The organism is Rhodoluna sp. KAS3 (assembly GCF_026000575.1).
GTDB lineage: Bacteria > Actinomycetota > Actinomycetes > Actinomycetales > Microbacteriaceae > Rhodoluna.
Window position 1 is genome coordinate 144250 of the sequence record NZ_AP026910.1, and the last position, 23552, is coordinate 167801.

General features: G+C 53.2%; 33 protein-coding genes. All 33 read left to right on the top strand.

Going from position 1 to position 23552, the window contains the following annotated elements:
- Nucleotides 1–7 precede the first annotated feature (7 nt).
- The 33 genes from rpoC to rpsK all read left to right on the top strand — a co-directional run bounded on the left by rpoC (nt 8) and on the right by rpsK (nt 23516).
- Nucleotides 8–4225 carry a DNA-directed RNA polymerase subunit beta' gene (rpoC, locus tag OO731_RS00725; protein ID WP_246777939.1) on the top strand — a complete coding sequence of 1406 codons (4218 nt, stop codon included), beginning with the start codon at nt 8–10 and terminating at the stop codon, nt 4223–4225.
- 203 nt (nt 4226–4428) lie between these two features.
- Complete coding sequence (gene rpsL, locus OO731_RS00730) at nt 4429–4800, top strand: 30S ribosomal protein S12 (RefSeq protein ID WP_138274923.1); 372 nt, start codon at nt 4429–4431, stop codon at nt 4798–4800.
- A gap of 5 nt (nt 4801–4805) precedes the next feature.
- On the top strand, nt 4806–5276 hold the full coding sequence (gene rpsG / locus OO731_RS00735; protein WP_138274924.1) for a 30S ribosomal protein S7: 471 nt from the start codon (nt 4806–4808) through the stop codon (nt 5274–5276).
- A 90-nt stretch (nt 5277–5366) separates the two neighbouring features.
- Nucleotides 5367–7469, top strand: coding sequence for an elongation factor G (gene fusA, locus OO731_RS00740; protein ID WP_138274925.1), 2103 nt, complete (start codon nt 5367–5369; stop codon nt 7467–7469).
- Between the two features lie 114 nt (nt 7470–7583).
- The gene (gene tuf, locus OO731_RS00745) at nt 7584–8774 is read left to right on the top strand and encodes an elongation factor Tu (RefSeq protein WP_138274926.1); all 1191 of its coding nucleotides are present in this window, start codon (nt 7584–7586) and stop codon (nt 8772–8774) included.
- Nucleotides 8775–8967: 193 nt separating this feature from the next.
- Nucleotides 8968–9312: a hypothetical protein gene (locus OO731_RS00750; RefSeq protein WP_264890284.1), complete on the top strand. Its 345-nt coding sequence runs from the start codon at nt 8968–8970 to the stop codon at nt 9310–9312.
- A 384-nt stretch (nt 9313–9696) separates the two neighbouring features.
- Nucleotides 9697–10005: a 30S ribosomal protein S10 gene (rpsJ, locus tag OO731_RS00755; protein ID WP_038503182.1), complete on the top strand. Its 309-nt coding sequence runs from the start codon at nt 9697–9699 to the stop codon at nt 10003–10005.
- Nucleotides 10006–10012: 7 nt separating this feature from the next.
- On the top strand, nt 10013–10663 hold the full coding sequence (gene rplC / locus OO731_RS00760) for a 50S ribosomal protein L3 (RefSeq protein ID WP_264890285.1): 651 nt from the start codon (nt 10013–10015) through the stop codon (nt 10661–10663).
- 5 nt (nt 10664–10668) lie between these two features.
- A complete protein-coding gene (gene rplD / locus OO731_RS00765; protein WP_264890286.1) occupies nt 10669–11358 on the top strand; it encodes a 50S ribosomal protein L4 in 690 nt (229 codons plus the stop codon).
- A 2-nt stretch (nt 11359–11360) separates the two neighbouring features.
- Complete coding sequence (rplW, locus tag OO731_RS00770) at nt 11361–11660, top strand: 50S ribosomal protein L23 (RefSeq protein ID WP_264890287.1); 300 nt, start codon at nt 11361–11363, stop codon at nt 11658–11660.
- 17 nt (nt 11661–11677) lie between these two features.
- Nucleotides 11678–12514 (top strand): 50S ribosomal protein L2, encoded by an 837-nt coding sequence (gene rplB / locus OO731_RS00775; RefSeq protein ID WP_138274932.1) that lies wholly within the window; start codon nt 11678–11680, stop codon nt 12512–12514.
- A gap of 17 nt (nt 12515–12531) precedes the next feature.
- Nucleotides 12532–12813: a 30S ribosomal protein S19 gene (rpsS, locus tag OO731_RS00780; RefSeq protein ID WP_138274933.1), complete on the top strand. Its 282-nt coding sequence runs from the start codon at nt 12532–12534 to the stop codon at nt 12811–12813.
- On the top strand, nt 12813–13202 hold the full coding sequence (gene rplV, locus OO731_RS00785; RefSeq protein ID WP_138274934.1) for a 50S ribosomal protein L22: 390 nt from the start codon (nt 12813–12815) through the stop codon (nt 13200–13202). Before rpsS ends, rplV begins: the two co-directional genes overlap by 1 nt.
- Entirely contained in the window at nt 13202–13954 is a 753-nt protein-coding gene (gene rpsC, locus OO731_RS00790) for a 30S ribosomal protein S3 (protein WP_138274935.1), read from the top strand. Before rplV ends, rpsC begins: the two co-directional genes overlap by 1 nt.
- A gap of 2 nt (nt 13955–13956) precedes the next feature.
- Entirely contained in the window at nt 13957–14376 is a 420-nt protein-coding gene (gene rplP / locus OO731_RS00795) for a 50S ribosomal protein L16 (protein WP_264890288.1), read from the top strand.
- A complete protein-coding gene (gene rpmC / locus OO731_RS00800) occupies nt 14376–14669 on the top strand; it encodes a 50S ribosomal protein L29 (protein ID WP_138274937.1) in 294 nt (97 codons plus the stop codon). The genes rplP and rpmC overlap by 1 nt, the downstream gene beginning before the upstream one ends.
- 2 nt (nt 14670–14671) lie before the next feature.
- Entirely contained in the window at nt 14672–14965 is a 294-nt protein-coding gene (gene rpsQ, locus OO731_RS00805) for a 30S ribosomal protein S17 (protein WP_138274938.1), read from the top strand.
- 53 nt (nt 14966–15018) lie between these two features.
- Nucleotides 15019–15387 (top strand): 50S ribosomal protein L14, encoded by a 369-nt coding sequence (gene rplN, locus OO731_RS00810; RefSeq protein WP_138274939.1) that lies wholly within the window; start codon nt 15019–15021, stop codon nt 15385–15387.
- Between the two features lie 2 nt (nt 15388–15389).
- Nucleotides 15390–15749, top strand: coding sequence for a 50S ribosomal protein L24 (gene rplX, locus OO731_RS00815; protein ID WP_264890289.1), 360 nt, complete (start codon nt 15390–15392; stop codon nt 15747–15749).
- A 2-nt stretch (nt 15750–15751) separates the two neighbouring features.
- Nucleotides 15752–16327: a 50S ribosomal protein L5 gene (gene rplE / locus OO731_RS00820; protein ID WP_138274941.1), complete on the top strand. Its 576-nt coding sequence runs from the start codon at nt 15752–15754 to the stop codon at nt 16325–16327.
- 62 nt (nt 16328–16389) lie between these two features.
- Complete coding sequence (gene rpsH / locus OO731_RS00825; protein WP_138274942.1) at nt 16390–16788, top strand: 30S ribosomal protein S8; 399 nt, start codon at nt 16390–16392, stop codon at nt 16786–16788.
- Between the two features lie 6 nt (nt 16789–16794).
- Nucleotides 16795–17331, top strand: coding sequence for a 50S ribosomal protein L6 (rplF, locus tag OO731_RS00830; RefSeq protein ID WP_138274943.1), 537 nt, complete (start codon nt 16795–16797; stop codon nt 17329–17331).
- Nucleotides 17332–17333: 2 nt separating this feature from the next.
- Nucleotides 17334–17711 carry a 50S ribosomal protein L18 gene (rplR, locus tag OO731_RS00835; protein WP_138274944.1) on the top strand — a complete coding sequence of 126 codons (378 nt, stop codon included), beginning with the start codon at nt 17334–17336 and terminating at the stop codon, nt 17709–17711.
- Complete coding sequence (gene rpsE / locus OO731_RS00840; RefSeq protein ID WP_138274945.1) at nt 17711–18379, top strand: 30S ribosomal protein S5; 669 nt, start codon at nt 17711–17713, stop codon at nt 18377–18379. Before rplR ends, rpsE begins: the two co-directional genes overlap by 1 nt.
- Nucleotides 18379–18564 (top strand): 50S ribosomal protein L30, encoded by a 186-nt coding sequence (rpmD, locus tag OO731_RS00845; RefSeq protein ID WP_138274946.1) that lies wholly within the window; start codon nt 18379–18381, stop codon nt 18562–18564. The genes rpsE and rpmD overlap by 1 nt, the downstream gene beginning before the upstream one ends.
- Nucleotides 18564–19253, top strand: a complete 690-nt coding sequence (gene rplO / locus OO731_RS00850; protein WP_264890290.1) for a 50S ribosomal protein L15 — start codon at nt 18564–18566, stop codon at nt 19251–19253. The genes rpmD and rplO overlap by 1 nt, the downstream gene beginning before the upstream one ends.
- Nucleotides 19254–19290: 37 nt before the next feature.
- Nucleotides 19291–20604 (top strand): preprotein translocase subunit SecY, encoded by a 1314-nt coding sequence (gene secY / locus OO731_RS00855; RefSeq protein ID WP_138274948.1) that lies wholly within the window; start codon nt 19291–19293, stop codon nt 20602–20604.
- A complete protein-coding gene (locus tag OO731_RS00860) occupies nt 20601–21182 on the top strand; it encodes an adenylate kinase (RefSeq protein WP_264890291.1) in 582 nt (193 codons plus the stop codon). Before secY ends, OO731_RS00860 begins: the two co-directional genes overlap by 4 nt.
- The gene (map, locus tag OO731_RS00865; RefSeq protein ID WP_264890292.1) at nt 21182–22015 is read left to right on the top strand and encodes a type I methionyl aminopeptidase; all 834 of its coding nucleotides are present in this window, start codon (nt 21182–21184) and stop codon (nt 22013–22015) included. The genes OO731_RS00860 and map overlap by 1 nt, the downstream gene beginning before the upstream one ends.
- Nucleotides 22016–22184: 169 nt before the next feature.
- Nucleotides 22185–22406: a translation initiation factor IF-1 gene (gene infA / locus OO731_RS00870; protein ID WP_138274951.1), complete on the top strand. Its 222-nt coding sequence runs from the start codon at nt 22185–22187 to the stop codon at nt 22404–22406.
- A 37-nt stretch (nt 22407–22443) separates the two neighbouring features.
- Nucleotides 22444–22557 carry a 50S ribosomal protein L36 gene (rpmJ, locus tag OO731_RS00875; protein WP_038503151.1) on the top strand — a complete coding sequence of 38 codons (114 nt, stop codon included), beginning with the start codon at nt 22444–22446 and terminating at the stop codon, nt 22555–22557.
- Between the two features lie 124 nt (nt 22558–22681).
- A complete protein-coding gene (rpsM, locus tag OO731_RS00880) occupies nt 22682–23059 on the top strand; it encodes a 30S ribosomal protein S13 (RefSeq protein WP_138274952.1) in 378 nt (125 codons plus the stop codon).
- Between the two features lie 58 nt (nt 23060–23117).
- Nucleotides 23118–23516, top strand: coding sequence for a 30S ribosomal protein S11 (gene rpsK, locus OO731_RS00885; protein WP_138274953.1), 399 nt, complete (start codon nt 23118–23120; stop codon nt 23514–23516).
- Nucleotides 23517–23552 lie beyond the last annotated feature (36 nt).

The following is a 23552-nucleotide window of genomic DNA, read 5'->3' on the forward strand; positions in this document are numbered from 1 at the left end:
AGAAGAAATCATGGAAGTTGAAAACTTCGACGCTCTCCGAGTTGGTCTAGCCACCTCAGAAGACATCCGCTCTTGGTCAAACGGTGAAGTAAAGAAGCCAGAGACCATCAACTACCGCACCCTAAAGCCTGAAAAGGACGGTCTTTTCTGTGAAAAGATCTTCGGTCCTACCAAGGACTGGGAGTGCAGCTGTGGCAAGTACAAGCGTGTCCGCTTCAAGGGCATCGTTTGTGAGCGCTGTGGTGTTGAGGTAACCAAGTCATCTGTGCGCCGTGAGCGCATGGGTCACATCGAGCTTGCTGCTCCGGTTACCCACATCTGGTACTTCAAGGGTGTTCCTTCACGTCTTGGCTACTTGCTAGCCATGGCACCAAAGGACCTTGAGAAGATCATTTACTTTGCGGCTTACCGCGTGATGTCAATTCACCACGAAGACATCACCCTTGACCGTGCACTAATCAAAGAAGACTACGTTCACCGTTTGAACACTCTTCTTGAGTCTCGCCAGGATGAAATGCTGGCTGTTGCTCAGGCTGAGTACGACGCACTGAACGCTCTTGGCCTTGCTCTAGAGCCATCAATCAAGGTTTGGGAAGCTCCGGTCTGGGTTGACGCTCAGTTCGCGAAGACCATCGAGCAGTTGGTTGAAGCTGAAGAGAAGAACCCTGAGGGCTTCTGGGGCAAGAAGGCTGTTGCCGCTGCTGAAGAGGCTGCCGACAACGAGCAGTTGCCAGTAGTTCGCACTCCTGCAGAAGAGAAGCAGATCAAGCAGCTTCTTTCTGAGTTCAAGAAGAAGACCGACAAGATCGTTAAGGAATACGCTCGCGTAGAGCGCCCAGCTAACCTCCAGAAGGAGCAGCTAGCTTGGCGTCTATTCCTGACCGTTAAGTCAGGCGACCTAATCCAGAACGACGTCATCTTTGACCACTTCGACTACAGCTTCGGCGAGTACTTCGACACCTCAATCGGCGCCGAGGCCGTTCAGCGCGTTCTTGCTGAGTTTGATCTTGATGCTGCTGCTGCCGAGCTTCGTGAGCAGATTGCAACCACCAAGGGTTCAAAGCAGACTCAGGCAATCAAGCGCCTCAAGGTTGTTCAGTCATTCATCGGTTCAAGCACCCCACCAACCTCAATGGTCCTAGACGTTCTGCCGGTTCTTCCGCCAGAAATTCGTCCTATGGTTCAGCTTGATGGTGGCCGCTTTGCTACCTCTGACCTAAACGACCTATACCGTCGTGTGATCAACCGCAACAACCGTCTAAAGCGCTTCATCGATCTAGGTGCAGTTCCAAAGACCATCCTTAACAACGAGAAGCGCATGCTTCAAGAGGCAGTCGATGCTCTATTCGACAACGGTCGTCGTGGCCGTGCAGTTACCGGTACCGGTAACCGTGCCCTGAAGTCGCTATCTGACTTGCTAAAGGGTAAGCAGGGTCGTTTCCGCCAGAACCTTCTAGGTAAGCGCGTTGACTACTCAGGTCGTTCGGTTATCGTTGTTGGTCCTCAGCTGAAGCTGCACCAGTGTGGTCTTCCAAAGCTGATGGCACTCGAGCTCTTCAAGCCATTCGTAATGAAGCGCCTTGTTGACCTGGGCCTAGCTCAGAACATCAAGTCTGCAAAGCGCATGGTTGAGCGTTCACGTCCGCAGGTTTGGGGTGTTCTAGAAGAAGTTATTCGCGAGCGTCCAGTTCTGCTAAACCGTGCACCTACCCTTCACCGTCTAGGTATCCAGGCTTTCGAGCCTCAGCTAGTTGAAGGTAAGGCAATCCAGCTTCACCCACTCGTTTGTGCTGCGTTCAACGCTGACTTCGACGGTGACCAGATGGCAGTTCACCTTCCACTATCTGTAGAGGCTCAGGCTGAGGCTCGCATCTTGATGCTTGCTTCAAACAACATCTTGAAGCCATCAGATGGTCGTCCGGTTGCTGTTCCTACTCAGGACATGATCATTGGTCTATTCCACATGACCACCCTGAAGGAGGGCGCAGTCGGCGAGGGCAACCTATACGGTTCAATCGCAGAAGCCACCATGGCTTACGACGCAAAGGCTCTTGACCTACAGGCCAAGGCTCGCATCCGTTTCGAAAAGAACGGTGAGCTAAAGCTTCACGAGACCACTCTTGGCCGTGCGCTATTCAACCAGGCCCTGCCTGACGCGTATGACTACCAGGAGCTACAGGTTGGCAAGAAAGAGATCGGAAAGATCGTTGCTGAGCTTGTAGAGAAGTTCTCACGTGTTGAGGTTGCACAGTCTCTAGACCGCATCAAGGATGCCGGTTTCCACTGGGCAACTCGCTCGGGTGTATCGATGTCTATTGCTGACGCAAACTTCGACGCATCTGGTGCATTCGACAAGGCTCGTTCAAAGATGATTATCGATGGCGAGAAAGAGCACACCAAGATTCAGGAAGCGTTCGACAACGGTCTGAAGTCTGACCTAGAGCGTCGTGACGAGCTAGGTGCACTATGGTTCAAGCGCACCAACGAGATCCAGAACTTGCTTCAGGAGTCAATCCCTGCTGACAACGCAATCTTCAAGATGGTGACATCTGGTGCCCGTGGTAACTGGCTACAGATTCGTTCGATCATCGGTATGCGTGGTCCAGTAGCTACCTCATCTGGTGACTTTGCTCCGATGCCTGTGAAGGGTAACTACCTTGTAGGTCTAACCGCCAACGAGTACTTCATCAACGCAACCGGTGCCCGTAAGGGTAACGCTGACACCGCAATGAAGACTGCTGCTGCCGGTTACCTAACCCGTCGTCTAGTTGACGTTGCCCAGGATGTAATCGTTCGCGAGCACGACTGTGGCACCAACAAGGGTCTTGAGAAGTCTCTAAAGGACATCGATGGCAACTGGGATGAGCAGACTATTGAACTGTCTGTTCTACACCGTGCGCTGCAGAACGATGTTCTAGTTGGCAAGAACGTAATCGCTAAGGCTGGTCAGACTGTTGACCAGAAGCTAGTGGATGCATTCAAGGCTGCTGACGTTGAGTCTGTATCTGTTCGTTCAGTGCTTACTTGTGAGTCGCTGCAGGGTGTTTGTGCACTTTGCTACGGCATCTCACTTGCAACCGGTGACGCAGTTGAGCTTGGTGAGGCCATTGGTATCATCGCTGCTCAGTCAATCGGTGAGCCTGGAACTCAGCTAACCATGCGTACCTTCCACACCGGTGGTGCTGCATCGTCAGCTAAGAAGCAGACCATCTTGAAGTCAATCGGTGGTCAGAAGGTTCGTGTTGAGCGTCTGATCTCGTATGACATCACCCAGGGTCTAAACGGTGTTACCGACCTTCTAGAAGCACGTGTTGGTTGGCGCCAGCAGGGCAAGGTTGCCGTTATGGCATTCTGGCCTGGCACCGTCGACATCGTTGAGGTTCCAACCTCAGGTGGCGCCAAGAAGTTCGACATCTACGTTCGTCCGAACGGTGAGGCCGCTGAGAAGGCAGCTGAAGACCTGGCTAACCAGTACTCATTCAGCCGTACTACCTCAAAGACCTTCAAGAAGCTGTCTCCATACAGCCCAATCACCTCAGTTTCTAACCCAGATGACCTATTGGTCGAAAAGGGTGAGGTTGTAAAGGCCGGAGACTACCTAGTTGACGGAACCCCGATCCCACACGAAGTTCTAATGGTTAAGGGTGCCCGTGAAGCAGCCGCCGAGATCATCCGTGGTGTTCAGGCAATCTATGGCTCACAGGGTGTGCCTCTGCACGACAAGCACCTTGAGGTTATTGTTCGTCAGATGCTAGGTAAGGTCACTGTTATTGACAGTGGTGACACCGACATGCTTCCTGGTGAGATCATCGACCGCAACCGCTTCACCGCGATCAACCGCGCTGCAGTAGGCGAGGGCAAGAAGCCTGCGTCTGCTCGTCAAGAAGTAATGGGTATGACCCGTGCTTCATTGGCTGCGCAGTCATGGCTATCTGCTGCTTCGTTCCAGGAGACCACCCGAGTTCTAACTCAGGCAGCTCTTGACCGTCGCGAAGACCCACTAGTTGGTCTAAAGGAGAACGTCATCATCGGTAAGCTCATCCCAGCTGGTACCGGTCTTAAGGTTTACCGCAACATCACTGTTGAGGCGACCGAAGAGGCTAAGGCTGAGAAGTACCCGAACCGCATTTGGGCTGATTCAGTAGAGTCTTCAGACTTCTCAGATGACTTCAGCGCAACCGATTTGAGCTTCACTTCTATCGAGTCTTACTCAGAAGAGAAGTAGTAGCCCAAAAAACCATTTGACCCACCGGAGCCTTTTCAGGTAGTCTTGGAAGGACGTGTGCTAAAGCATACGTATCGCCCTTGCTAGCAAACAATTGCTCCGGTGGGCCAAGAAACTTTCGCAGTACCAATCTGGTACGCAAAAGTATGTTTTCAAAACAGCAGCATCTGGTGCAAACGTGCCGGATTTAACAAGGAGAAGTTGTGCCAACAATTCAGCAGTTGGTCCGCAAGGGTCGCACGCCGAAGGTCTCAAAGTCAAAGACCCCGGCTCTAAAGCAGAGCCCGCAGCGTCGTGGCGTGTGTACTCGTGTGTACACCACCACCCCAAAGAAGCCAAACTCAGCGCTACGTAAGGTAGCTCGTGTCAAGCTATCGAACGGTATCGAAGTTACCGCTTACATCCCAGGCGAGGGTCACAACCTGCAGGAGCACTCAATGGTGCTTGTTCGCGGTGGTCGTGTTAAGGACCTTCCAGGTGTTCGCTACAAGATCGTTCGTGGTGCACTAGACACCCAGGCAGTTAAGAACCGTAAGCAGGCTCGTAGCCAATACGGTGCAAAGAAGGGTAAGTAATCTAAATGCCACGTAAAGGCCCAGTTACTAAGCGTCCAGTTGTAGCCGACCCGGTATACAGCTCACCAGTAGTCTCACAGCTAGTGAACAAGATCCTGCTTGACGGCAAGAAGTCAATCGCAGAGTCAATCGTTTACGGTGCTCTTGAGGGTGCAAACAACAAGTCAGGCACTGACGCTGTTGTTCTTCTAAAGAAGGCTCTAGACAACGTGCGTCCAACCGTTGAGGTTCGTTCACGCCGCGTTGGTGGTTCAACCTACCAGGTTCCAGTTGAGGTAAAGGCACACCGTGCCAACACCCTAGCTATGCGTTGGTTGGTTAGCTACGCAAAGGCTCGTCGCGAGAAGACCATGACCGAGCGTCTAATGAACGAGATTCTTGACGCATCTAACGGTCTTGGCGCAGCTGTAAAGCGTCGCGAAGACACCCACAAGATGGCCGAATCAAACAAGGCTTTCGCACACTACCGCTGGTAAAAACTTCGTACCTCCGCTCGTTAACCCTGGGTTAATTGGGCGGAGGTACTTTTTTCTTTATTCAACAAAAACAAACTCCCGGAGGACACCGTGGCACAAGACGTGCTTACCGACCTAAACAAGGTTCGCAACATCGGCATCATGGCTCACATTGACGCTGGTAAGACAACTACCACTGAGCGAATCCTGTTTTACACAGGTATCACCCACAAGATTGGTGAAGTTCACGATGGCGCTGCGACCATGGACTGGATGGAGCAGGAGCAGGAACGCGGTATTACCATTACCTCGGCTGCGACCACCTGTTTCTGGGACAAGAACCAGATCAACATCATCGACACCCCAGGTCACGTTGACTTCACCGTTGAGGTAGAGCGCTCACTTCGCGTTCTTGACGGCGCTGTTGCAGTGTTCGACGGCAAGGAGGGTGTTGAGCCTCAGTCTGAGACCGTATGGCGCCAGGCTGACAAGTACGACGTTCCTCGTATCTGTTTCGTAAACAAGATGGACAAGCTAGGTGCTGACTTCTACTTCACCGTAGACACCATCATCAACCGTCTTGGTGCCAAGCCACTAGTAATTCAGATCCCAATCGGTGCTGAGTCAACCTTCGAAGGTGTTGTAGACATCGTTCAGATGAAGGCTCTAACCTGGCGCGGAGACGTCGAAATGGGCGCGAAGTACAACGTTGAAGAGATTCCAGCTGACCTTAAAGAGAAGGCTGACCACTACCGCACCGTTCTTCTAGAGACCGTTGCTGAGACCGACGAAGCCCTTATGGAGAAGTACTTCGGTGGCGAAGAACTTACCGAGAAGGAAATCAAGGCTGCGATTCGCAAGCTAACTGTTAACTCAGAGATCTACCCAGTTCTTTGTGGTTCTGCTTTCAAGAACAAGGGTGTTCAGCCAATGCTTGACGCTGTTGTTGACTACCTGCCGTCACCACTTGACGTTGCAGCTGTTGAGGGTGGAGACCCAAACAACGAAGAAATTCGTCTAACCCGCGAGCCAAAGTCTGACGCTCCATTCTCAGCACTTGCATTCAAGGTTATGACCCACCCATTCTTCGGTCGTCTTACCTACATCCGCGTTTACTCAGGCTCAGCTAACTCTGGCGACCAGATCGTTAACTCGACCAAGGGCAAGAAGGAGCGCATCGGAAAGCTTTTCCAGATGCACGCCAACAAGGAAAACCCAGTTGACTCTGTAACCGCTGGCCACATCTACGCGGCTATCGGTCTAAAGGACGTAACCACTGGTGACACCCTTTGTGACCCAGACAACCAGATCGTTCTAGAGTCGATGACTTTCCCAGAGCCAGTTATCTCGGTTGCTATTGAGCCAAAGACCAAGGGTGACCAGGAGAAGCTAGGTCTTGCAATTCAGAAGCTTTCTGAAGAAGACCCAACCTTCCGCGTTGAGCACGACCACGAGACCGGCCAGACCGTTATCTCAGGTATGGGTGAGCTTCACCTAGACATCCTGGTTGACCGTATGCGTCGCGAGTTCAAGGTTGAGGCAAACGTTGGTAAGCCTCAGGTTGCTTACCGCGAGACCCTAAAGCGCAAGGTGGAGAAGTACGACTACACCCACAAGAAGCAGACCGGTGGTTCAGGTCAGTTCGCTAAGGTCCAGATTGCTCTTGAGCCTATGGAAGTTGAAGGCGAGAAGACCTACGAGTTCGTCAACGCTGTTACCGGTGGTCGCGTTCCTCGCGAGTACATCCCGTCAGTTGACGCTGGTATCCAGGATGCAATGCTTGTCGGTACCCTTGCTGGTTACCCAGTAGTTGGCGTAAAGGCAACCCTTCTTGATGGCGCCTACCACGATGTTGACTCATCTGAAATGGCGTTTAAGATTGCTGGTTCGATTGCCTACAAGGAGGCAGCTCGACTAGCACAACCTACTCTGCTCGAGCCGTTGATGGCCGTTGAAGTACGTACCCCTGAGGAATACATGGGTGACGTTATCGGTGACCTCAACTCGCGTCGTGGTCAGATCCAGTCGATGGACGACGCTTCAGGCGTCAAGGTCGTTCGCGCCCTCGTGCCATTGTCTGAAATGTTCGGTTACGTTGGTGACCTGCGCTCGAAGACTTCGGGTCGTGCGGTTTACTCAATGACCTTCGAAACCTACCAAGAGGTTCCAAAGGCTGTTGCTGACGAGATCGTTCAGAAGAACAAGGGCGAGTAGTAGTTCAGCAGAACTGCTTCAAGACCAACTAAGATAGAAATCCTGTAAACCCCTAAATCTTTCTGGGCAAAACCTTGTCCGGTGATTTACAACGAGTCCTGAGGAGGACCCATAATGGCTAAGGCGAAATTCGAGCGCACCAAGCCGCACGTCAACATTGGTACCATCGGTCACGTTGACCACGGTAAGACCACTTTGACCGCTGCGATCACCCGCGTTCTACACGATGCATACCCTGCGATCAACGCTTCATACGCGTTCGACCAGATCGACAACTCTCCTGAGGAGAAGCAGCGCGGTATTACCATCAACATCTCACACGTTGAGTACCAGACCGAGAAGCGTCACTACGCACACGTAGACGCTCCAGGCCACGCTGACTACATCAAGAACATGATCACCGGTGCCGCACAGATGGACGGCGCGATCCTTGTAGTAGCTGCAACTGACGGTCCTATGCCTCAGACCAAGGAGCACGTGCTTCTTGCTCGCCAGGTTGGCGTTCCTTACATCGTTGTTGCTCTAAACAAGTCAGACATGGTTGACGACGAAGAAATCCTAGAGCTAGTTGAGATGGAAGTTCGTGAACTTCTTTCACAGTACGAGTTCCCTGGTGACGACGCTCCTGTAATCAAGGTTTCAGCTCTAAAGGCACTTGAGGGCGACGCAGCGTGGGGTCAGCGTGTGCTTGACCTTATGAACGCTTGTGACGAGTTCATTCCAGAGCCACAGCGCGACACCGACAAGCCATTCCTTATGCCTGTTGAAGACGTTTTCACCATCACTGGTCGTGGAACCGTTCTAACCGGTAAGGTTGAGCGCGGTCAGATCAACGTGAACGACGAAGTTGAGATCGTTGGTATCCGCGACAAGCAGAAGACCACCGTTACCGGTATCGAAATGTTCCGCAAGCTACTCGACTTTGCAGAGGCTGGCGAGAACGTAGGTATCTTGATCCGTGGTATCAAGCGTGAAGAAGTTGAGCGCGGCCAGGTTGTATGTAAGCCAGGCTCAATCACCCCTCACACCAACTTTGACGCAAACGTCTACATCCTTTCAAAGGATGAGGGTGGCCGTCACAACCCGTTCTACGCAAACTACCGCCCACAGTTCTACTTCCGTACCACTGACGTGACTGGTGTTATCACCCTTCCTGCAGGTACTGAAATGGTTATGCCTGGCGACACCACCGAAATGTCAGTTGAGCTAATCCAGCCAATTGCTATGGAAGAGGGTCTTCGCTTCGCTATCCGTGAAGGTGGACGTACCGTTGGTGCGGGTACCGTAACCAAGATCACCAAGTAATTTCAGTTACTTAGAGAAAGACCCGAGAGAAATCTCGGGTCTTTTTCTCTAACCGAGCCAGGCGGCGATAGTCGTCCACGCGCGAATTCCACGTCGTTGGTGGCGCGTTAAAGTTCACCTAGTGAATAGAGATTTAACTTTCTAACTGCCTGTTTGCCTGTTGTTCACAACCCGGCTTTGACAGACTTAAAACATGACCAATGAATCTTCAGCTGCACAGCCAGCAACTCCAAAAACTCCATCCACCGCCAAGCCAGCCGTCCGTGCAACTCGTGCGACTCCTGCTCGCACATCAGCTCCACGCGCGGCCGCTAAGCCAGCGGTTCCAACCAAGGTAACCGAGCCAGTGAAACCGGAAGCCGCAAAGAAGCCAGTAGACCCAGCCAAGGTTGCAGCGAAGGCTGCTGCTAAAGCAACTGAAAAGCTGGCCAAGAAGACCGCGAGCAAAGAGACAAAAAAGATTGCTAAAAAGGTGGCCGAAAAGGTCGCCAAGCAGGTCCTGAAGAAGTTGACCAAAAAGGGTAAAAAGAAGAAGTAAGTATCATCAATCTCCCTCGGTTTCGACCGGGGGAGTTTTGATTTAACTCGGGGCAGAAAGATACTCCTGCCCAAAACATTAACTTGCATAGACACGCCAATGTGTGGCAAGATAGACAAGTTCGTGAGTTGTTGCGCTATCTGGCGTAAACCACTGCAGGCATGTGATTCATCGAGAGATAGATCCCCCGGCAGCTAGAACAAAAATGTATCCGATAAAACAATCTCGGGTTCGCTTGTGAAAAATAAGCGACACGCCCGACAGCGTGGGTCGGACAAGCAGTACCCCAGGCAACTGGGTTTGACAGTAAAACAGTGGTGCAACATCAGTAGTGCTACTAAGCGTTTCGCGGGAGACCGCGAATGTGAACGAGAGCGAGTCAAGATGGCCGGACAGAAAATCCGCATTCGACTTAAGTCATATGACCACGAGGTCATTGACACTTCGGCACGCAAGATCGTCGACACGGTTACCCGTGCAGGCGCGACTGTGGTTGGCCCAGTGCCATTGCCGACAGAAAAGAACGTGGTCTGTGTGATCCGTTCCCCACACAAGTACAAGGACAGCCGCGAGCACTTCGAGATGCGCACCCACAAGCGCGTTATCGACATCATTGACCCAACTCCTAAGGCAGTTGACTCATTGATGCGTCTCGACCTTCCGGCAGACGTCAACATCGAGATCAAGCTCTAAGGAAATCATGTCTACCAATAGAACCGTTAAGGGACTTCTGGGCAAGAAGCTCGGCATGACTCAGGTATGGGACGAGAACAACAAGCTTGTTCCTGTCACCGTAGTTGAGGCTGGCTCGAACGTTGTCACCCAGATCAAGAACGCAGAGACCGATGGCTACGTTGCTATCCAGGTCGCATACGGCGCCATCGACCCACGCAAGGTAAACCAGCCAATCGGCGGTCACTTCGCGAAGGCTGGCGTTACTCCTCGTCGTCACATCGCCGAGATCCGCACCGCAGATGCAGCTGACTACACCGTTGGTCAGGAGCTAGGTGTTGAGGTACTAGAGGTCGGCTCAAAGGTCGACGTCGTTGGTACCTCAAAGGGTAAGGGCTTCGCAGGTCACATGAAGCGCCACGGCTTCTCGGGTGTAGGTGCATCTCACGGTGCTCACCGTAACCACCGCAAGCCTGGTTCGATCGGTGCCTCTTCGACCCCATCACGCGTTTTCAAGGGAACCCGTATGGCTGGTCGCATGGGTTCAGACCGCGTAACCACTTTGAACCTAACCCTTCACGCAGTTGATGCTGAAAAGGGCCTATTGATCATCAAGGGCGCAATCCCTGGTCCTAAGGGCCAGCTTGTATTCGTCCGCAACGCTGTGAAGGGAGCGTAACCAGAATGGCTGAAACCACAAAGGTAGACGTTCTTGACGTTGCAGGTAAGAAGGCTGGCTCAGTAGAGCTTCCTGGCGACCTATTCGACGCTCAGACAAACGTTCCGCTACTACACCAGGTTGTAGTCGCACAGCTTGCTGCTGCTCGTCAGGGCACCCAGTCAACCAAGCGTCACGGCGAGGTTTCTGGAACCGGTAAGAAGCCTTTCAAGCAGAAGGGAACCGGTCGTGCTCGTCAGGGTTCGATGCGTGCTCCTCAGATGCGTGGCGGTTACATCTCACACGGTCCAAAGCCTCGTGACTACGACCAGCGCACTCCTAAGAAGATGAAGGCAGCAGCAGTTCGCGGTGCAGTTTCAGACCGCGCTCGTAACGGCCGCCTACACATCATCAACGAGTTCGCAATTGGTTCGACCCCGTCAACCAAGGCTGCAGCGTCAATCCTGTTGTCACTAACCCAGCGCCGCAACGTGCTAGTGGTTCTTGACCGCACCGACGACACCAGCTACAAGAGCTTGCGCAACCTACAGAACGTTCACGTTCTTCCGGTTGACCAGCTAAACGCTTACGACATCCTGTTGAGCGACGACTTGGTATTCACCAAGGCCGCACTTGACGCTTACATCGCAGGTCCAGCGAAGGGTACCTCAGCTAAGGCTGTTGCTACCTCAGCAGAGGCCGCCAAGGAGGCATAGTCATGACTGCGATCAACAAGGACCCACGCGAGGTCATCATCAAGCCGGTAGTTTCTGAGAAGAGCTACAACTTGATCGACAACGGAAAGTACACCTTCGAGGTAGACCCACGTTCGAACAAGACTGAGATCAAGCAGGCCATCGAGGTTATCTTCGGTGTAAAGGTTGCTTCGGTCAACACTCTTAACCGCGTTGGCAAGACCCGCCGTACCAAGTTCGGTTTGGGCAAGCGCAAGGACACCAAGCGCGCCATCGTTACCCTAAAGTCCGGCTCTATCGACATCTTCAACAACGTCGGTTAGGCGAGAGGAACCTACAAATGGCTATTCGTAAATACAAGCCAACGACCCCAGGTCGTCGTGGCTCTTCGGTCTCAGACTTTGCTGAGATCACTCGCTCGACTCCAGAGAAGTCGTTGCTACGCCCACTAAGCAAGACTGGTGGCCGTAACTCAGCTGGTCGTATCACTACCCGTCACATCGGTGGTGGCCACAAGCGTCAGTACCGTGTCATCGACTTCCGTCGTCACGACAAGGATGGCGTTCCAGCTACCGTTGCTCACATCGAGTACGACCCGAACCGTACCGCTAACATCGCCCTTCTGCACTACGCAGATGGTGAGAAGCGTTACATCATTGCGCCGAACAAGCTAAAGCAGGGCGACCGCATTGAGCAGGGTCCAGCAGCGGACATCAAGCCAGGAAACGCTCTTCCATTGAAGAACATTCCAGTTGGTACCGTTGTGCACGCTATCGAGCTAAAGCCAGGCGGCGGTGCCAAGATGGCACGTTCAGCCGGTGCTTCTGTTCGTCTAGTTGCAAAAGATGGACCATACGCACAGCTTCGTCTACCTTCAGGTGAAATCCGTAACGTAGACGCTCGCTGCCGTGCAACCGTTGGTGAGGTCGGCAACGCCGAGCAGTCAAACATCAACTGGGGTAAGGCTGGCCGTATGCGTTGGAAGGGCAAGCGCCCAACCGTTCGTGGTGTAGCTATGAACCCAGTTGACCACCCACACGGTGGTGGTGAAGGTAAGACCTCTGGTGGTCGTCACCCGGTAACCCCTTGGGGTCAGGCCGAGGGTCGTACCCGTAAGCCAAACCTTCCATCCGACAAGCTAATCGTCCGTCGTCGTAACGTCGGCAAGAAGCGTTAATAGGAGTCTGAAAACAAATGCCACGTAGTTTGAAAAAGGGTCCATTCGTTGACGACCACCTATTCCAGAAGGTCGCCAAGCAGAATGAGGCTGGCACCAAGAACGTGATCAAGACCTGGTCTCGCCGCTCAATGATTGTTCCAGCCATGCTGGGCCACACCATTGCAGTGCACGACGGTCGCAAGCACGTACCAGTTTTCGTCACCGAGACCATGGTTGGTCACAAGCTTGGCGAATTCTCACCTACCCGCACCTTCCGTGGTCACGTGAAGGATGACAAGAAGGGACGTCGCAAGTAATGGAAGCTGTAGCAAAGGTCAAGCACATCCGTGTGACCCCAATGAAGGCTCGTCGCGTCGTTAACCTGATCCGCGGCAAGCAGGCCTCAGAAGCCATGGCAATCCTGAAGTTCGCACCTCAGGCAGCCAGCGAGCCAGTATTCAAGTTGGTTCAGGCAGCTGTTGCAAACGCAAAGGTTAAGGCCGATGCAAGCAACACCTTCCTAAACGAAGACGACTTGTTCGTTTCACAGGCGTTCGTAGACGAGGGCACCACCCTGAAGCGGTTCCAGCCGCGTGCACAGGGTCGCGCATTCCAGATCTTGAAGCGCACCAGCCACATCACCATTGTGGTTGCAACCCCAGATGAGCTTGCTAGCAAGTCAACCGCTAAGAAAGGTGGCAACTAATGGGTCAAAAAGTAAACCCATACGGTTTCCGTCTAGGAATCACCACCGATCACGTATCGCGTTGGTTCGCTGACTCAACCAAAAAGGGACAGCGTTACCAGGACTACGTAACCGAGGACATCAAGGTTCGTGCACTATTGACCTCACGTCTAGACCGCGCAGGCGTGTCTCGCGTTGAGATCGAGCGCACCCGTGACCGCGTCCGCGTTGACATTCACACTGCTCGCCCAGGCCTAGTAATCGGTCGCCGCGGTGCAGAGGCAGAGGCTATCCGCGCTGACCTAGAGAAGCTAACCGGTAAGCAGATCCAGTTGAACATCCTTGAGGTTAAGAACCCAGACATGGATGCACAGCTAGTTGCACAGGGTATCGCTGAGCAGCTAAACGCACGTGTGGCTTTCCGCCGCGCAATGCGTAAGGGTATGCAGGGTGCACTTCGCCAGGGCGCAAAGGGTATCCGTGTTCAGTGTTCAGGTCGTCTTGGTGGAGCAGAAATGTCTCGTACCGAGTTCTACCGTGAAGGCCGTGTGCCACTACACACCCTTCGTGCCAACATCGACTACGGCTTCTACGAAGCTAAGACTGTTTTCGGTCGCATCGGTGTAAAGGTATGGATCTACAAGGGTGACATCACCAACAAGGAGCTAGCTGTTCAGCAGGCAAACGCACCAAAGCGCCAGGAGCGCCCACGTCGTAGCCCAGCTGCAGAGGCACCTGTCGCTGCTCCAGTAGCAGAGAAGGTTGAGGCTTAATCATGTTGATTCCTCGTCGCGTAAAGCACCGCAAGCAGCACCACCCGAAGCGTTCGGGTCACGCTACCGGCGGTACCACCGTTGCATTCGGTGAGTTCGGTATCCAGGCGCTAACTCCTGCGTACGTAACCAACCGTCAGATCGAGTCAGCTCGTATCGCAATGACCCGTCACATCAAGCGTGGTGGAAAGGTGTGGATCAACATCTTCCCTGACCGTCCGCTAACCAAGAAGCCTGCTGAAACCCGCATGGGTTCAGGTAAGGGTTCACCAGAGTGGTGGGTAGCTAACGTCAAGCCAGGCCGCGTACTTTTCGAAGTTTCAGGCGTAAGCGAAGAACTTGCTCGTGAAGCAATGACCCGCGCAATCCACAAGCTGCCTCTAAAGGCACGCATCATCAAGCGTGAAGAAGGTGACGCATAATGGCGATCGGTTCAAAGAACCTAAACCCAGCTGAGCTCGACAAGATCGAAGATTCAGTGTTGGTAGAAGAGCTAAAGAAGGCTCGTGAAGAGCTTTTCAACCTACGTTTTCAGTCGGCTACTGGCCAGCTAGAAAGCCACGGTCGTCTACGTGCAGTCAAGCGTGACATCGCTCGCATCTACACCATCATCCGTGAGCGTGAGCTAGGTATTCGTGCAGTTCCAGCTGCAGCTGCCAAGCCAGCTACCAAGGCTAAGAAGGCTGCAGACGCAGCTGCCACCGAGGAGGCATAACAATGGCTGACAAGAAGACTGTAGAAGCTGCTCCAGCTACCGAGGGTCGCGGTTACCGCAAGACCCGTCGTGGCTACGTAGTTAGCGACAAGATGGACAAGACCATCGTTGTAGAGGTAGAAGACCGCGTAAAGCACCCGCTTTACGGCAAGGTTATCCGCCGCTCAACCAAGGTCAAGGCTCACGATGAGACCAACTCAGCTGGTATCGGCGACCTCGTAGTAATCAGCGAGACCCGTCCACTATCAGCAACCAAGAACTGGCGCCTAGTCGAAATCGTCGAAAAGGCCAAGTAATCACCCCTCGACATCCCGTCGGTAATGGGAAGTCGTATAACAAGGAGTAAAAAATGCTTCAACAGGAATCCAGATGTAAGGTTGCCGACAACACCGGCGCCAAAGAAATCTTGGTTATCCGTGTGCTTGGCGGCTCAAAGCGCCGCTACGCGGGACTAGGCGACCTAGTAGTCGCCACCGTAAAGGACGCAATTCCTGGCGGTAACGTCAAGAAGGGTGACGTCGTTAAGGCTGTCATCGTGCGCACCAAGAAGGAGACCCGTCGTCCAGATGGTTCTTACATCAAGTTCGACGAGAACGCTGCAGTGATCATCAAGAAGGACGGCGAGCCTCAGGGTACCCGCATCTTTGGTCCAGTTGGCCGCGAGCTTCGTGACAAGAAGTTCATGAAGATCATCTCGCTAGCACCGGAGGTAATTTAATTATGGCGACCATCAAGAAGGGCGACCTAGTACAGGTCATCACCGGACGCAAGCAGGACAAGGGCGGCGACCGCGGTAAGCAGGGCGTTGTTCTATTCGTAAACAAGGAGACCAACCGTGTCCTTGTTGAGGGCATCAACATGGTTACCAAGCACGTCAAGGTTGGCCAGACCGACCGTGGCACAAAGACTGGTGGCATTGAGGTTGCTGAGGCTCCGATTCACATTTCAAACGTGGCTCTAGTTGACCCATCAACCAAGAAGCCAACCCGCATTGGTTCACGTCTTGACACCAAGACCATCAGCGGTGTTAAGAAGACTGTTCGTGTTCGCGTTGCGAAGAAGTCAGGTAAGGACATCTAATAATGGCTACTACTAAGACTCCAGCTAAGGCGCTTCCACGTCTTAAGGCAAAGTACCGCGCAGACATCGCTGCTGCTCTGGCAAAGGAATTTGGTCTAACCAACCCTCACCAGATCCCAAACCTAACCAAGATTGTTGTAAACATGGGTGTTGGTGACGCTGCCAAGGATGGCAAGCTAATCGACGGCGCAATCCGCGACCTAACCGCAATCACCGGTCAGAAGCCACAGGTTAACTTGGCTCGCAAGTCAATTGCGCAGTTCAAGCTTCGTGAGGGCCAGGCAATTGGTGCACACGTTACCCTTCGTGGCGACCGTATGTGGGAATTCCTAGACCGTCTATTGAACCTTGCTCTTCCTCGTGTTCGCGACTTCCGCGGCTTGAGCGACCAGCAGTTCGACGGTAACGGAAACTACACCTTCGGTCTTCAGGAGCAGACTCTGTTCCACGAAATCGACCAGGACAAGGTTGACCGCCCACGCGGTATGGACATCACTGTCGTTACCACCGCAAAGAACAACGATGAAGGCCGTGCGCTTCTAAAGGCACTTGGCTTCCCGTTCAAGACCAACGAATAAATCGGGAAGGTCCAGCCGCTTGTAAACGGCCTGGAAACCTCCGAGGAAATGGAAACAAATAAATGACAATGACAGATCCGGTTGCAGACTTTCTGACCCGGCTGCGCAACGGTAACTCTGCGTACCACGAGTCAGTTAGCTTGCCTTACAGCAAGCTAAAGGCCAACATCGCAGACATCCTCAAGTCAGAGGGTTACGTTGCAAGCGTTAAGGTAGAAGACGCCGAAGTCGGTAAGACTTTGACCGTCGAGCTAAAGTACGGCCCTAACCGCGAGCGTTCAATCGCTGGCATCAAGCGTGTTTCAAAGCCAGGTCTTCGCGTTTACGCAAAGAGCACCGAGCTTCCTCGCGTTCTTGGTGGTTTGGGTATCGCTATCCTTTCAACTTCATCAGGTCTACTAACTGACCGTCAGGCTGCCAAGAAAGGAGTAGGTGGGGAAGTTCTCGCCTACGTTTGGTAATCACACATGTCACGTATTGGTAGATTGCCGATTCCAGTTCCAGCTGGAGTCGAAGTAAAGATTGACGGCAACACCGTTGAGGTAAAGGGCCCTAAGGGAACCTTGTCTCACGTAGTTGCAGCTCCGATCACTGTTGCACTAGAAGATGGCAACGTTGTTGTCACCCGTCCAGACGACGAGCGTACCTCTCGTTCACTTCACGGTCTAAGCCGCACATTGATTGCTAACAACATCGAGGGTGTAACCAACGGTTTCACCAAGGCACTTGAGATCGTCGGTACCGGTTACCGTGTGACTGCAAAGGGTTCAGACGTTGAGTTTGCTCTTGGTTACTCACACCCAATCCTGGTTCAGCCACCTCAGGGCATCACTTTCACCGTAGAGGGCAACACCAAGATCTCTGTGTCAGGAATTGACAAGCAGGTCGTTGGTGAGGTTGCCGCTAACCTACGCAAGCTACGTAAGCCAGAGCCATACAAGGGCAAGGGTGTTCGTTACGCAGGCGAGGTTGTTCGTCGCAAGGCCGGAAAGGCTGGTAAGTAAACATGGGTCTCATTCCTAAGACTCGCGGCAAGAGCAAGAGCGCTGCACGTACTCGTCGCCACCTTCGTCTTCGTAAGAAGATCAAGGGTGACGCACTTCGTCCACGCCTAGTTGTTAACCGCTCAGCACGTCACGTATTCGTCCAGGTTGTAGACGACACCAAGGGCATCACCTTGGTTTCAGCTTCAACCATGGAAGCTAACTTCCGTCAGTCAGCTGACGACAAGAGCGCAAAGTCAAAGGCGGTTGGTCTGCTAATCGCTGAGCGCGCAAAGAAGGCCGGCATCTCTGAGGTTGTATTCGACCGCGGTGGTAACAAGTACGCAGGTCGTATCGCAGCTATCGCTGATGGCGCACGTGAAGGTGGGTTGGTCCTCTAATGGCTGATAACAAGGAGCAAAAGTTGTCTACTGAGACTACTGACGCAGCAGCAACAGCTGTTGCCACAGAGACCGTAGAGCCTAACGAGCGCGAAGCTCGCCGTGGTTCACGCGACCGTGCACCTCGTGGTGACCGTCGTGAGCGCGAGACCGAGAAGAGCCCATTCCTAGAGCGCGTTGTAACCATCAACCGTGTTTCAAAGGTGGTCAAGGGTGGTCGTCGCTTCAGCTTCACCGCACTAGTAGTTGTCGGTGACGGCAATGGTCTAGTTGGCGTTGGTTACGGAAAATCTAAGGAAGTTCCGTCAGCAATCGCTAAGGGTGTTGAAGAGGCAAAGAAGAACTTCTTCCGCGTCCCACGCATCGCAAGCACCATTCCTCACCCAGTCCAGGGTGAGGCAGCTGCAGGTGTAGTTCTACTTCGCCCAGCCGCTGCGGGTACCGGTGTTATCGCCGGTGGTCCAGTGCGTGCAGTGCTTGAGTGTGCAGGTATCCACGATGTACTTTCAAAGTCATTGGGATCTTCAAACACCATCAACATCGTTCACGCCACCATCGAGGCACTGCGCCAGCTCGAAGAGCCAGCAGCAGTTGCAGCTCGTCGTGGTCTATCGCTTGAAGAAGTTGCTCCGGCAGGTCTTCTTCGCCAGCAGAAGGCAGGTGCCTAATGGCTACTAGTCTCAAGGTAACCCAGATCAAGAGTGCAATCGGCAACAAGCCAAACCAGCGCGAGACCCTTCGTAGTCTCGGACTAAAGCGCATCGGCGACATCATCGTCAAAGATGACAGCCTTGTAGTACGCGGTATGGTTCGCACCGTTGCCCACCTAGTTAAGGTCGAGGAGATCAACTAATGGCTGACGAAAAGAAGGCTCCAGCAGCTAAGGCTGCTCCAAAGGCTGCTGCAAAGCCAGCTGCCGAGAAGGCTCCAGCAAAGGCTGCTGCTCCAAAGGCTGCTGCAAAGCCAGCTGCTGAAAAGGCTGCACCTACAAAGGCTGCTGCACCGAAGGCTGCTGCTGAAGAGAAGGAAGCTAAGGCTGCCGCTCCGAAGGCTGCTCCAAAGGCTGCTGCAAAGAAGGCTGAAAAGCCTGCTGCTGAGAAGTCAAACGTTCTAAAGTTGCACCACCTTCGTCCAGCACCGGGCTCTAAGAAAGAGCGCACCCGTGTTGGTCGTGGTGAGGCATCTAAGGGTAAGACCGCAGGTCGTGGTACCAAGGGTACTAAGGCTCGTTACCAGGTTCGCCCTGGCTTCGAGGGTGGTGGCGTACGTCTAGTAATGCGTACACCTAAGCTTCGTGGTTTCAAGAACCCATTCCGCGTTGAATACCAGGTAGTAAACGTTGAGACTCTTGCTGAGCTATTCCCAGCAGGTGGCACCGTTACTGTTGCTGATCTAGTAGCCAAGGGCGCCGTTCGCAAGAACGAGCCGGTCAAGGTCCTAGGAAACGGCGACATCTCGGTTAAACTCAATGTCACAGTCGACAAGGTATCTGAGTCTGCAAAGGCAAAGATTGTCGCTGCTGGTGGCTCAGTCAACGACTAGTCGCTGACTAGTAAAGATTTAGCCAGGAGGCTTTAAGTTGCTTAGCGCTATTGTTCGTGCATTCCGTACACCGGATCTCCGTAACAAGCTTGCATTCACTCTTGCAATCGTTGCCATTTTCCGTTTGGGCTCGTTTATTCCTGCTCCATTCGTTGACTATGGCAACGTGCAAAAGTGTCTTGCACAGACCCAGAACACCAGCGGGCTCTACGAGCTCGTCAACCTGTTCTCGGGTGGCGCTTTGCTTCAGCTTTCTATCTTTGCGCTGGGAATCATGCCGTACATCACGGCTTCGATCATCACCCAGTTGCTTCGAGTTGTAATTCCTCGCTTTGAGGCGCTTTCAAAAGAAGGCGCTTCAGGCCAGGCAACTCTTACTCAGTACACTCGCTACCTAACCATCGCTCTCGGTGTATTGCAGTCAACCACTTTGATTGCAGTTGCTCGCCAGGGAGCATTGTTCGGTGCAGACTGTGTGCTTCCGATCCTCACTGACTCATCACCTATCGCAGTTGGTCTTATGGTTCTAACCATGACCGCCGGTACCGGTCTGATCATGTGGATGGGTGAGCTAATCACTGAGCGCGGCGTCGGCAACGGTATGTCGCTTCTAATCTTCACCTCAATTGCTTCTACCTTCCCAGCTTCACTTGCTGGCATTGCGCAGACCAAGAGCATTGAGACCTTGCTTGTAGTTCTAGCCATCGGTGTAGTTGTGGTTGGCCTGGTTATCCTGGTCGAACAGTCACAGCGCCGCATTCCGGTTCAGTACGCAAAGCGTATGGTTGGCCGTCGCACCTATGGTGGCCAGAGCACCTACATTCCAATCAAGGTGAACATGGCTGGTGTTGTTCCAGTTATCTTCGCGTCATCACTTCTTTACTTGCCAGCTCTGATTGCTCAGTTCAACCAGCCAGATGCAAACGGCAAGGTAGCTGACTGGGTTACTTGGGTTTCTAACTACCTAACCCAGGGTGACCACCCGCTATACATGGCTCTTTACTTCTTCCTAATCATTGGTTTCACCTACTTCTACGTAGCCATTACCTTCGATCCAATCGAGGTTGCTGACAACATGAAGAAGTACGGTGGCTTCATCCCTGGTATTCGTGCCGGCCGCCCAACTACCGAATTCCTTGAGTTCGTGTTGAGCCGCATCACCTTCCCAGGTGCCATCTACCTTGGTCTAATCGCATTGATTCCATTGATTGCGTTCTCACTCATCGGCGCCAACCAGAACTTCCCGTTCGGTGGAACCTCGATCCTCATCATCGTTGGTGTTGGTCTTGAAACTGTGAAGCAGATCAACGCACAGATGCAGCAGCGCAACTACGAAGGTCTTCTGAAGTGATCCGCCTACTCTTGATTGGCGCCCCAGGCGCTGGCAAGGGAACCCAGGCTGAAAAGCTTTCATCTGCGTTCAACATCCCTGCCATTTCTACCGGTGACATCTTCCGTCACAACGTGAAGAACGAGACCGAGCTCGGCAAGCAAGCCAAGGCATTCATGGACCGCGGCGAGTATGTTCCAGACAGCCTTACCAACGCTTTGGTTCGCGACCGTTTGTCTCAGGCAGACGCTGTTGAGGGCTTCTTGCTTGACGGGTACCCACGCACGGCTGACCAGGTTGAAGAACTTGACGACATCCTTGCATCTCAGGGCAAGCAGCTTGACGTGGTTGTTCAGCTAACCGCTGACACCGATGAAGTTGTGCGTCGTTTGCTAAACCGTGCCATTGAGCAGGGTCGCGCCGACGACACCGAAGACGTTATTCGCCGCCGTCTTGAGGTTTACGCAGAGCAGACCGCTCCGCTGACCGATGTTTACGCGGAGCGCGGATTGCTAGTAACCGTTGACGGTTTGGGCGAGGTTGCTGAGGTAACCGGTCGCATTCTCGAGGCTCTCGAAGCCCGTAACTCTGCTAACTAATGGCTCGTCACGGCTTTGAACTAAAAACTCCGCAGCAGATCATCATGATGCGCGAGGCCGGTTTGGCTACCGCCGCAGCATTGGCTGCAGTCCGCGCAGCTGTTCGCCCGGGGGTCACAACACTCGAGCTAGACAAAATTGCCGACGACAAAATCCAAGAACTTGGCGGCCACTCTAACTTTCAGCTAGTTCCCGGATACAGCCACACCATCTGTGCATCAATCAACGATGAGGTTGTTCACGGAATCCCAGCGGCAAATCGGATGCTGCAGGCCGGAGACATTTTGTCGGTCGACTGCGGTGCCGAGATCGGCGAGTGGAATGGTGACTCAGCCATGACCGTCATCGTGCCGGGTGCCGAAGAATCAGAGCTTATTGCCAGCCGCCAAAAACTGAGCGATGTCACTGAGCAGTCACTTTGGGTAGGTATTGCTGCTTTGGCTAAGGCCAAGGAGCTAAACGAAGTTGGCGCGGCCATCGAGGACTACATCGTAAGCCAGGGTGACTACGGAATTCTTGAAGACTATGTTGGCCACGGAATTGGTCGATCGATGCACGAGGACCCACCGGTCTACAACTATCGCGTCCGCGGCAAGAGCCCAAAGGTTGTTCCGGGGCTAGTCGTGGCCATCGAACCGATGGTGGTTTCTGGCAGTGCTGCCACCAAGATTCTCAGTGACGGCTGGACTGTGTCGACCAAGGATGCCTCGGATGCATCGCACTGGGAGCACACTGTTGCGGTTCACGAGGGTGGAATTTGGGTGCTGACTGCCGAGGATGGCGGAAAATCCAAGCTTGCACCTTTGGGTGTTGTTCCGGTTCCACTGGTCTAAAGACCAAAATCGGTCGCTGTTGGTTGGCTGCTTAGAAAACTTAATTACCAAATTCAGCGCATTTCCAATAGGATTGAATTTCGGTGTTTCTACACGCAATCCCTAATCGAAAGATTTGGTTCTTTTGCGTGCGCCCGAACACTAAAAACTTGAAGTAGATAAGTGAGTTATGGCCAGTAAAGACGGTGTCATCGAGATCGAAGGTTCGGTCGTCGAAGCTCTTCCGAACGCAATGTTCCGCGTTGAGTTGACCAACGGTCACAAGGTCCTTGCCCACATTTCAGGAAAGATGCGTCAGCACTACATCCGTATCCTCCCAGAGGACCGCGTGATTGTTGAGTTGAGTACCTACGACCTAACTCGTGGCCGCATCATTTATCGCTACAAATAAAAACGGTTAGCAATAACCCTTAATAGAAGTAAGAGACATGAAGGTAAACCCAAGCGTCAAGAAGATTTGCGACAAGTGCAAGGTCATTCGTCGTCACGGTCGCGTCATGGTTATCTGCGACAACCCACGTCACAAGCAGCGCCAGGGCTAAATAACTAAAAACAAAAAAGGCAGCACAACATCCTTCGGGGTGTTACCTCCGGAGAAGGCCGGAGCCCAATCGTGAGATTCGGATGTGTTGCTCCAGACCTTCTAAACAAACAAGGAGAAATCCCATGGCACGTGTTGCCGGAGCCGATATTCCAGACGCGAAGCGCGTCGAAATCGCACTTACCTACATCTACGGCATTGGCCGTACTCGCTCAGTCCAGATCTTGGCTGAGACCAAAGTTGACAAGAACATCCGCGTAAAGGACCTTACCGACGACCAGCTAGTCGCTATCCGTGACTACATCGAAGGTAACTACAAGGTTGAGGGTGACCTCCGCCGTGATGTTGCAGCAGACATTCGCCGCAAGGTTGAAATCGGCTCATACGAGGGTATCCGTCACCGCAAGGGCCTACCGGTCCGCGGTCAGCGTACCAAGACCAACGCACGTACTCGCAAGGGTCCAAAGCGCACCGTAGCCGGCAAGAAGAAGGCGGCACGCTAGTAGCCCGTAGGCACTAAGCAGCCCCTCATCACAAACCTTAAGAATTTAGGAGAAACTCATGGCAGCACCTAAGGCAAGCGTTCGCAAGCCACGCCGCAAAGAGAAGAAGAACATTGTTGTAGGCCAGGCCCACATCAAGAGCACCTTCAACAACACCATCGTTTCAATCACTGACGCCACCGGCGCTGTGATCTCATGGTCATCATCAGGTGATGTTGGCTTCAAGGGTTCACGTAAGTCAACCCCATTCGCAGCTCAGCTTGCAGCTGAAGCAGCAGCACGTAAGGCACAGGAGCACGGCCTAAAGAAGGTTGACGTTTTCGTGAAGGGCCCAGGCTCAGGTCGCGAAACCGCAATCCGTTCACTTCAGGCAGCAGGTCTAGAGGTTGGTTCAATCTCAGACGTCACTCCTCAGGCTCACAACGGCTGCCGCCCACCAAAGCGTCGCCGCGTCTAACCTTTGGTTTCGCATCCGACCCGGTTTGCAGTTGCT

Excerpts from the sequence above, each read along its gene's own strand:
- rpsG (WP_138274924.1), top strand. The coding sequence starts at position 4,806 with ATGCCACGTAAAGGCCCAGTTACTAAGCGTCCAGTTGTAGCCGACCCG.
- tuf (WP_138274926.1), top strand. The coding sequence starts at position 7,584 with ATGGCTAAGGCGAAATTCGAGCGCACCAAGCCGCACGTCAACATTGGT.
- OO731_RS00750 (WP_264890284.1), top strand. The coding sequence starts at position 8,968 with ATGACCAATGAATCTTCAGCTGCACAGCCAGCAACTCCAAAAACTCCA.
- rpsJ (WP_038503182.1), top strand. The coding sequence starts at position 9,697 with ATGGCCGGACAGAAAATCCGCATTCGACTTAAGTCATATGACCACGAG.
- rplC (WP_264890285.1), top strand. The coding sequence starts at position 10,013 with ATGTCTACCAATAGAACCGTTAAGGGACTTCTGGGCAAGAAGCTCGGC.
- rplD (WP_264890286.1), top strand. The coding sequence starts at position 10,669 with ATGGCTGAAACCACAAAGGTAGACGTTCTTGACGTTGCAGGTAAGAAG.
- rplW (WP_264890287.1), top strand. The coding sequence starts at position 11,361 with ATGACTGCGATCAACAAGGACCCACGCGAGGTCATCATCAAGCCGGTA.
- rplB (WP_138274932.1), top strand. The coding sequence starts at position 11,678 with ATGGCTATTCGTAAATACAAGCCAACGACCCCAGGTCGTCGTGGCTCT.
- rpsS (WP_138274933.1), top strand. The coding sequence starts at position 12,532 with ATGCCACGTAGTTTGAAAAAGGGTCCATTCGTTGACGACCACCTATTC.
- rplV (WP_138274934.1), top strand. The coding sequence starts at position 12,813 with ATGGAAGCTGTAGCAAAGGTCAAGCACATCCGTGTGACCCCAATGAAG.
- rpsC (WP_138274935.1), top strand. The coding sequence starts at position 13,202 with ATGGGTCAAAAAGTAAACCCATACGGTTTCCGTCTAGGAATCACCACC.
- rplP (WP_264890288.1), top strand. The coding sequence starts at position 13,957 with ATGTTGATTCCTCGTCGCGTAAAGCACCGCAAGCAGCACCACCCGAAG.
- rpmC (WP_138274937.1), top strand. The coding sequence starts at position 14,376 with ATGGCGATCGGTTCAAAGAACCTAAACCCAGCTGAGCTCGACAAGATC.
- rpsQ (WP_138274938.1), top strand. The coding sequence starts at position 14,672 with ATGGCTGACAAGAAGACTGTAGAAGCTGCTCCAGCTACCGAGGGTCGC.
- rplN (WP_138274939.1), top strand. The coding sequence starts at position 15,019 with ATGCTTCAACAGGAATCCAGATGTAAGGTTGCCGACAACACCGGCGCC.
- rplX (WP_264890289.1), top strand. The coding sequence starts at position 15,390 with ATGGCGACCATCAAGAAGGGCGACCTAGTACAGGTCATCACCGGACGC.
- rplE (WP_138274941.1), top strand. The coding sequence starts at position 15,752 with ATGGCTACTACTAAGACTCCAGCTAAGGCGCTTCCACGTCTTAAGGCA.
- rpsH (WP_138274942.1), top strand. The coding sequence starts at position 16,390 with ATGACAATGACAGATCCGGTTGCAGACTTTCTGACCCGGCTGCGCAAC.
- rplF (WP_138274943.1), top strand. The coding sequence starts at position 16,795 with ATGTCACGTATTGGTAGATTGCCGATTCCAGTTCCAGCTGGAGTCGAA.
- rplR (WP_138274944.1), top strand. The coding sequence starts at position 17,334 with ATGGGTCTCATTCCTAAGACTCGCGGCAAGAGCAAGAGCGCTGCACGT.
- rpsE (WP_138274945.1), top strand. The coding sequence starts at position 17,711 with ATGGCTGATAACAAGGAGCAAAAGTTGTCTACTGAGACTACTGACGCA.
- rpmD (WP_138274946.1), top strand. The coding sequence starts at position 18,379 with ATGGCTACTAGTCTCAAGGTAACCCAGATCAAGAGTGCAATCGGCAAC.
- rplO (WP_264890290.1), top strand. The coding sequence starts at position 18,564 with ATGGCTGACGAAAAGAAGGCTCCAGCAGCTAAGGCTGCTCCAAAGGCT.
- map (WP_264890292.1), top strand. The coding sequence starts at position 21,182 with ATGGCTCGTCACGGCTTTGAACTAAAAACTCCGCAGCAGATCATCATG.
- infA (WP_138274951.1), top strand. The coding sequence starts at position 22,185 with ATGGCCAGTAAAGACGGTGTCATCGAGATCGAAGGTTCGGTCGTCGAA.
- rpmJ (WP_038503151.1), top strand. The coding sequence starts at position 22,444 with ATGAAGGTAAACCCAAGCGTCAAGAAGATTTGCGACAAGTGCAAGGTC.
- rpsM (WP_138274952.1), top strand. The coding sequence starts at position 22,682 with ATGGCACGTGTTGCCGGAGCCGATATTCCAGACGCGAAGCGCGTCGAA.
- rpsK (WP_138274953.1), top strand. The coding sequence starts at position 23,118 with ATGGCAGCACCTAAGGCAAGCGTTCGCAAGCCACGCCGCAAAGAGAAG.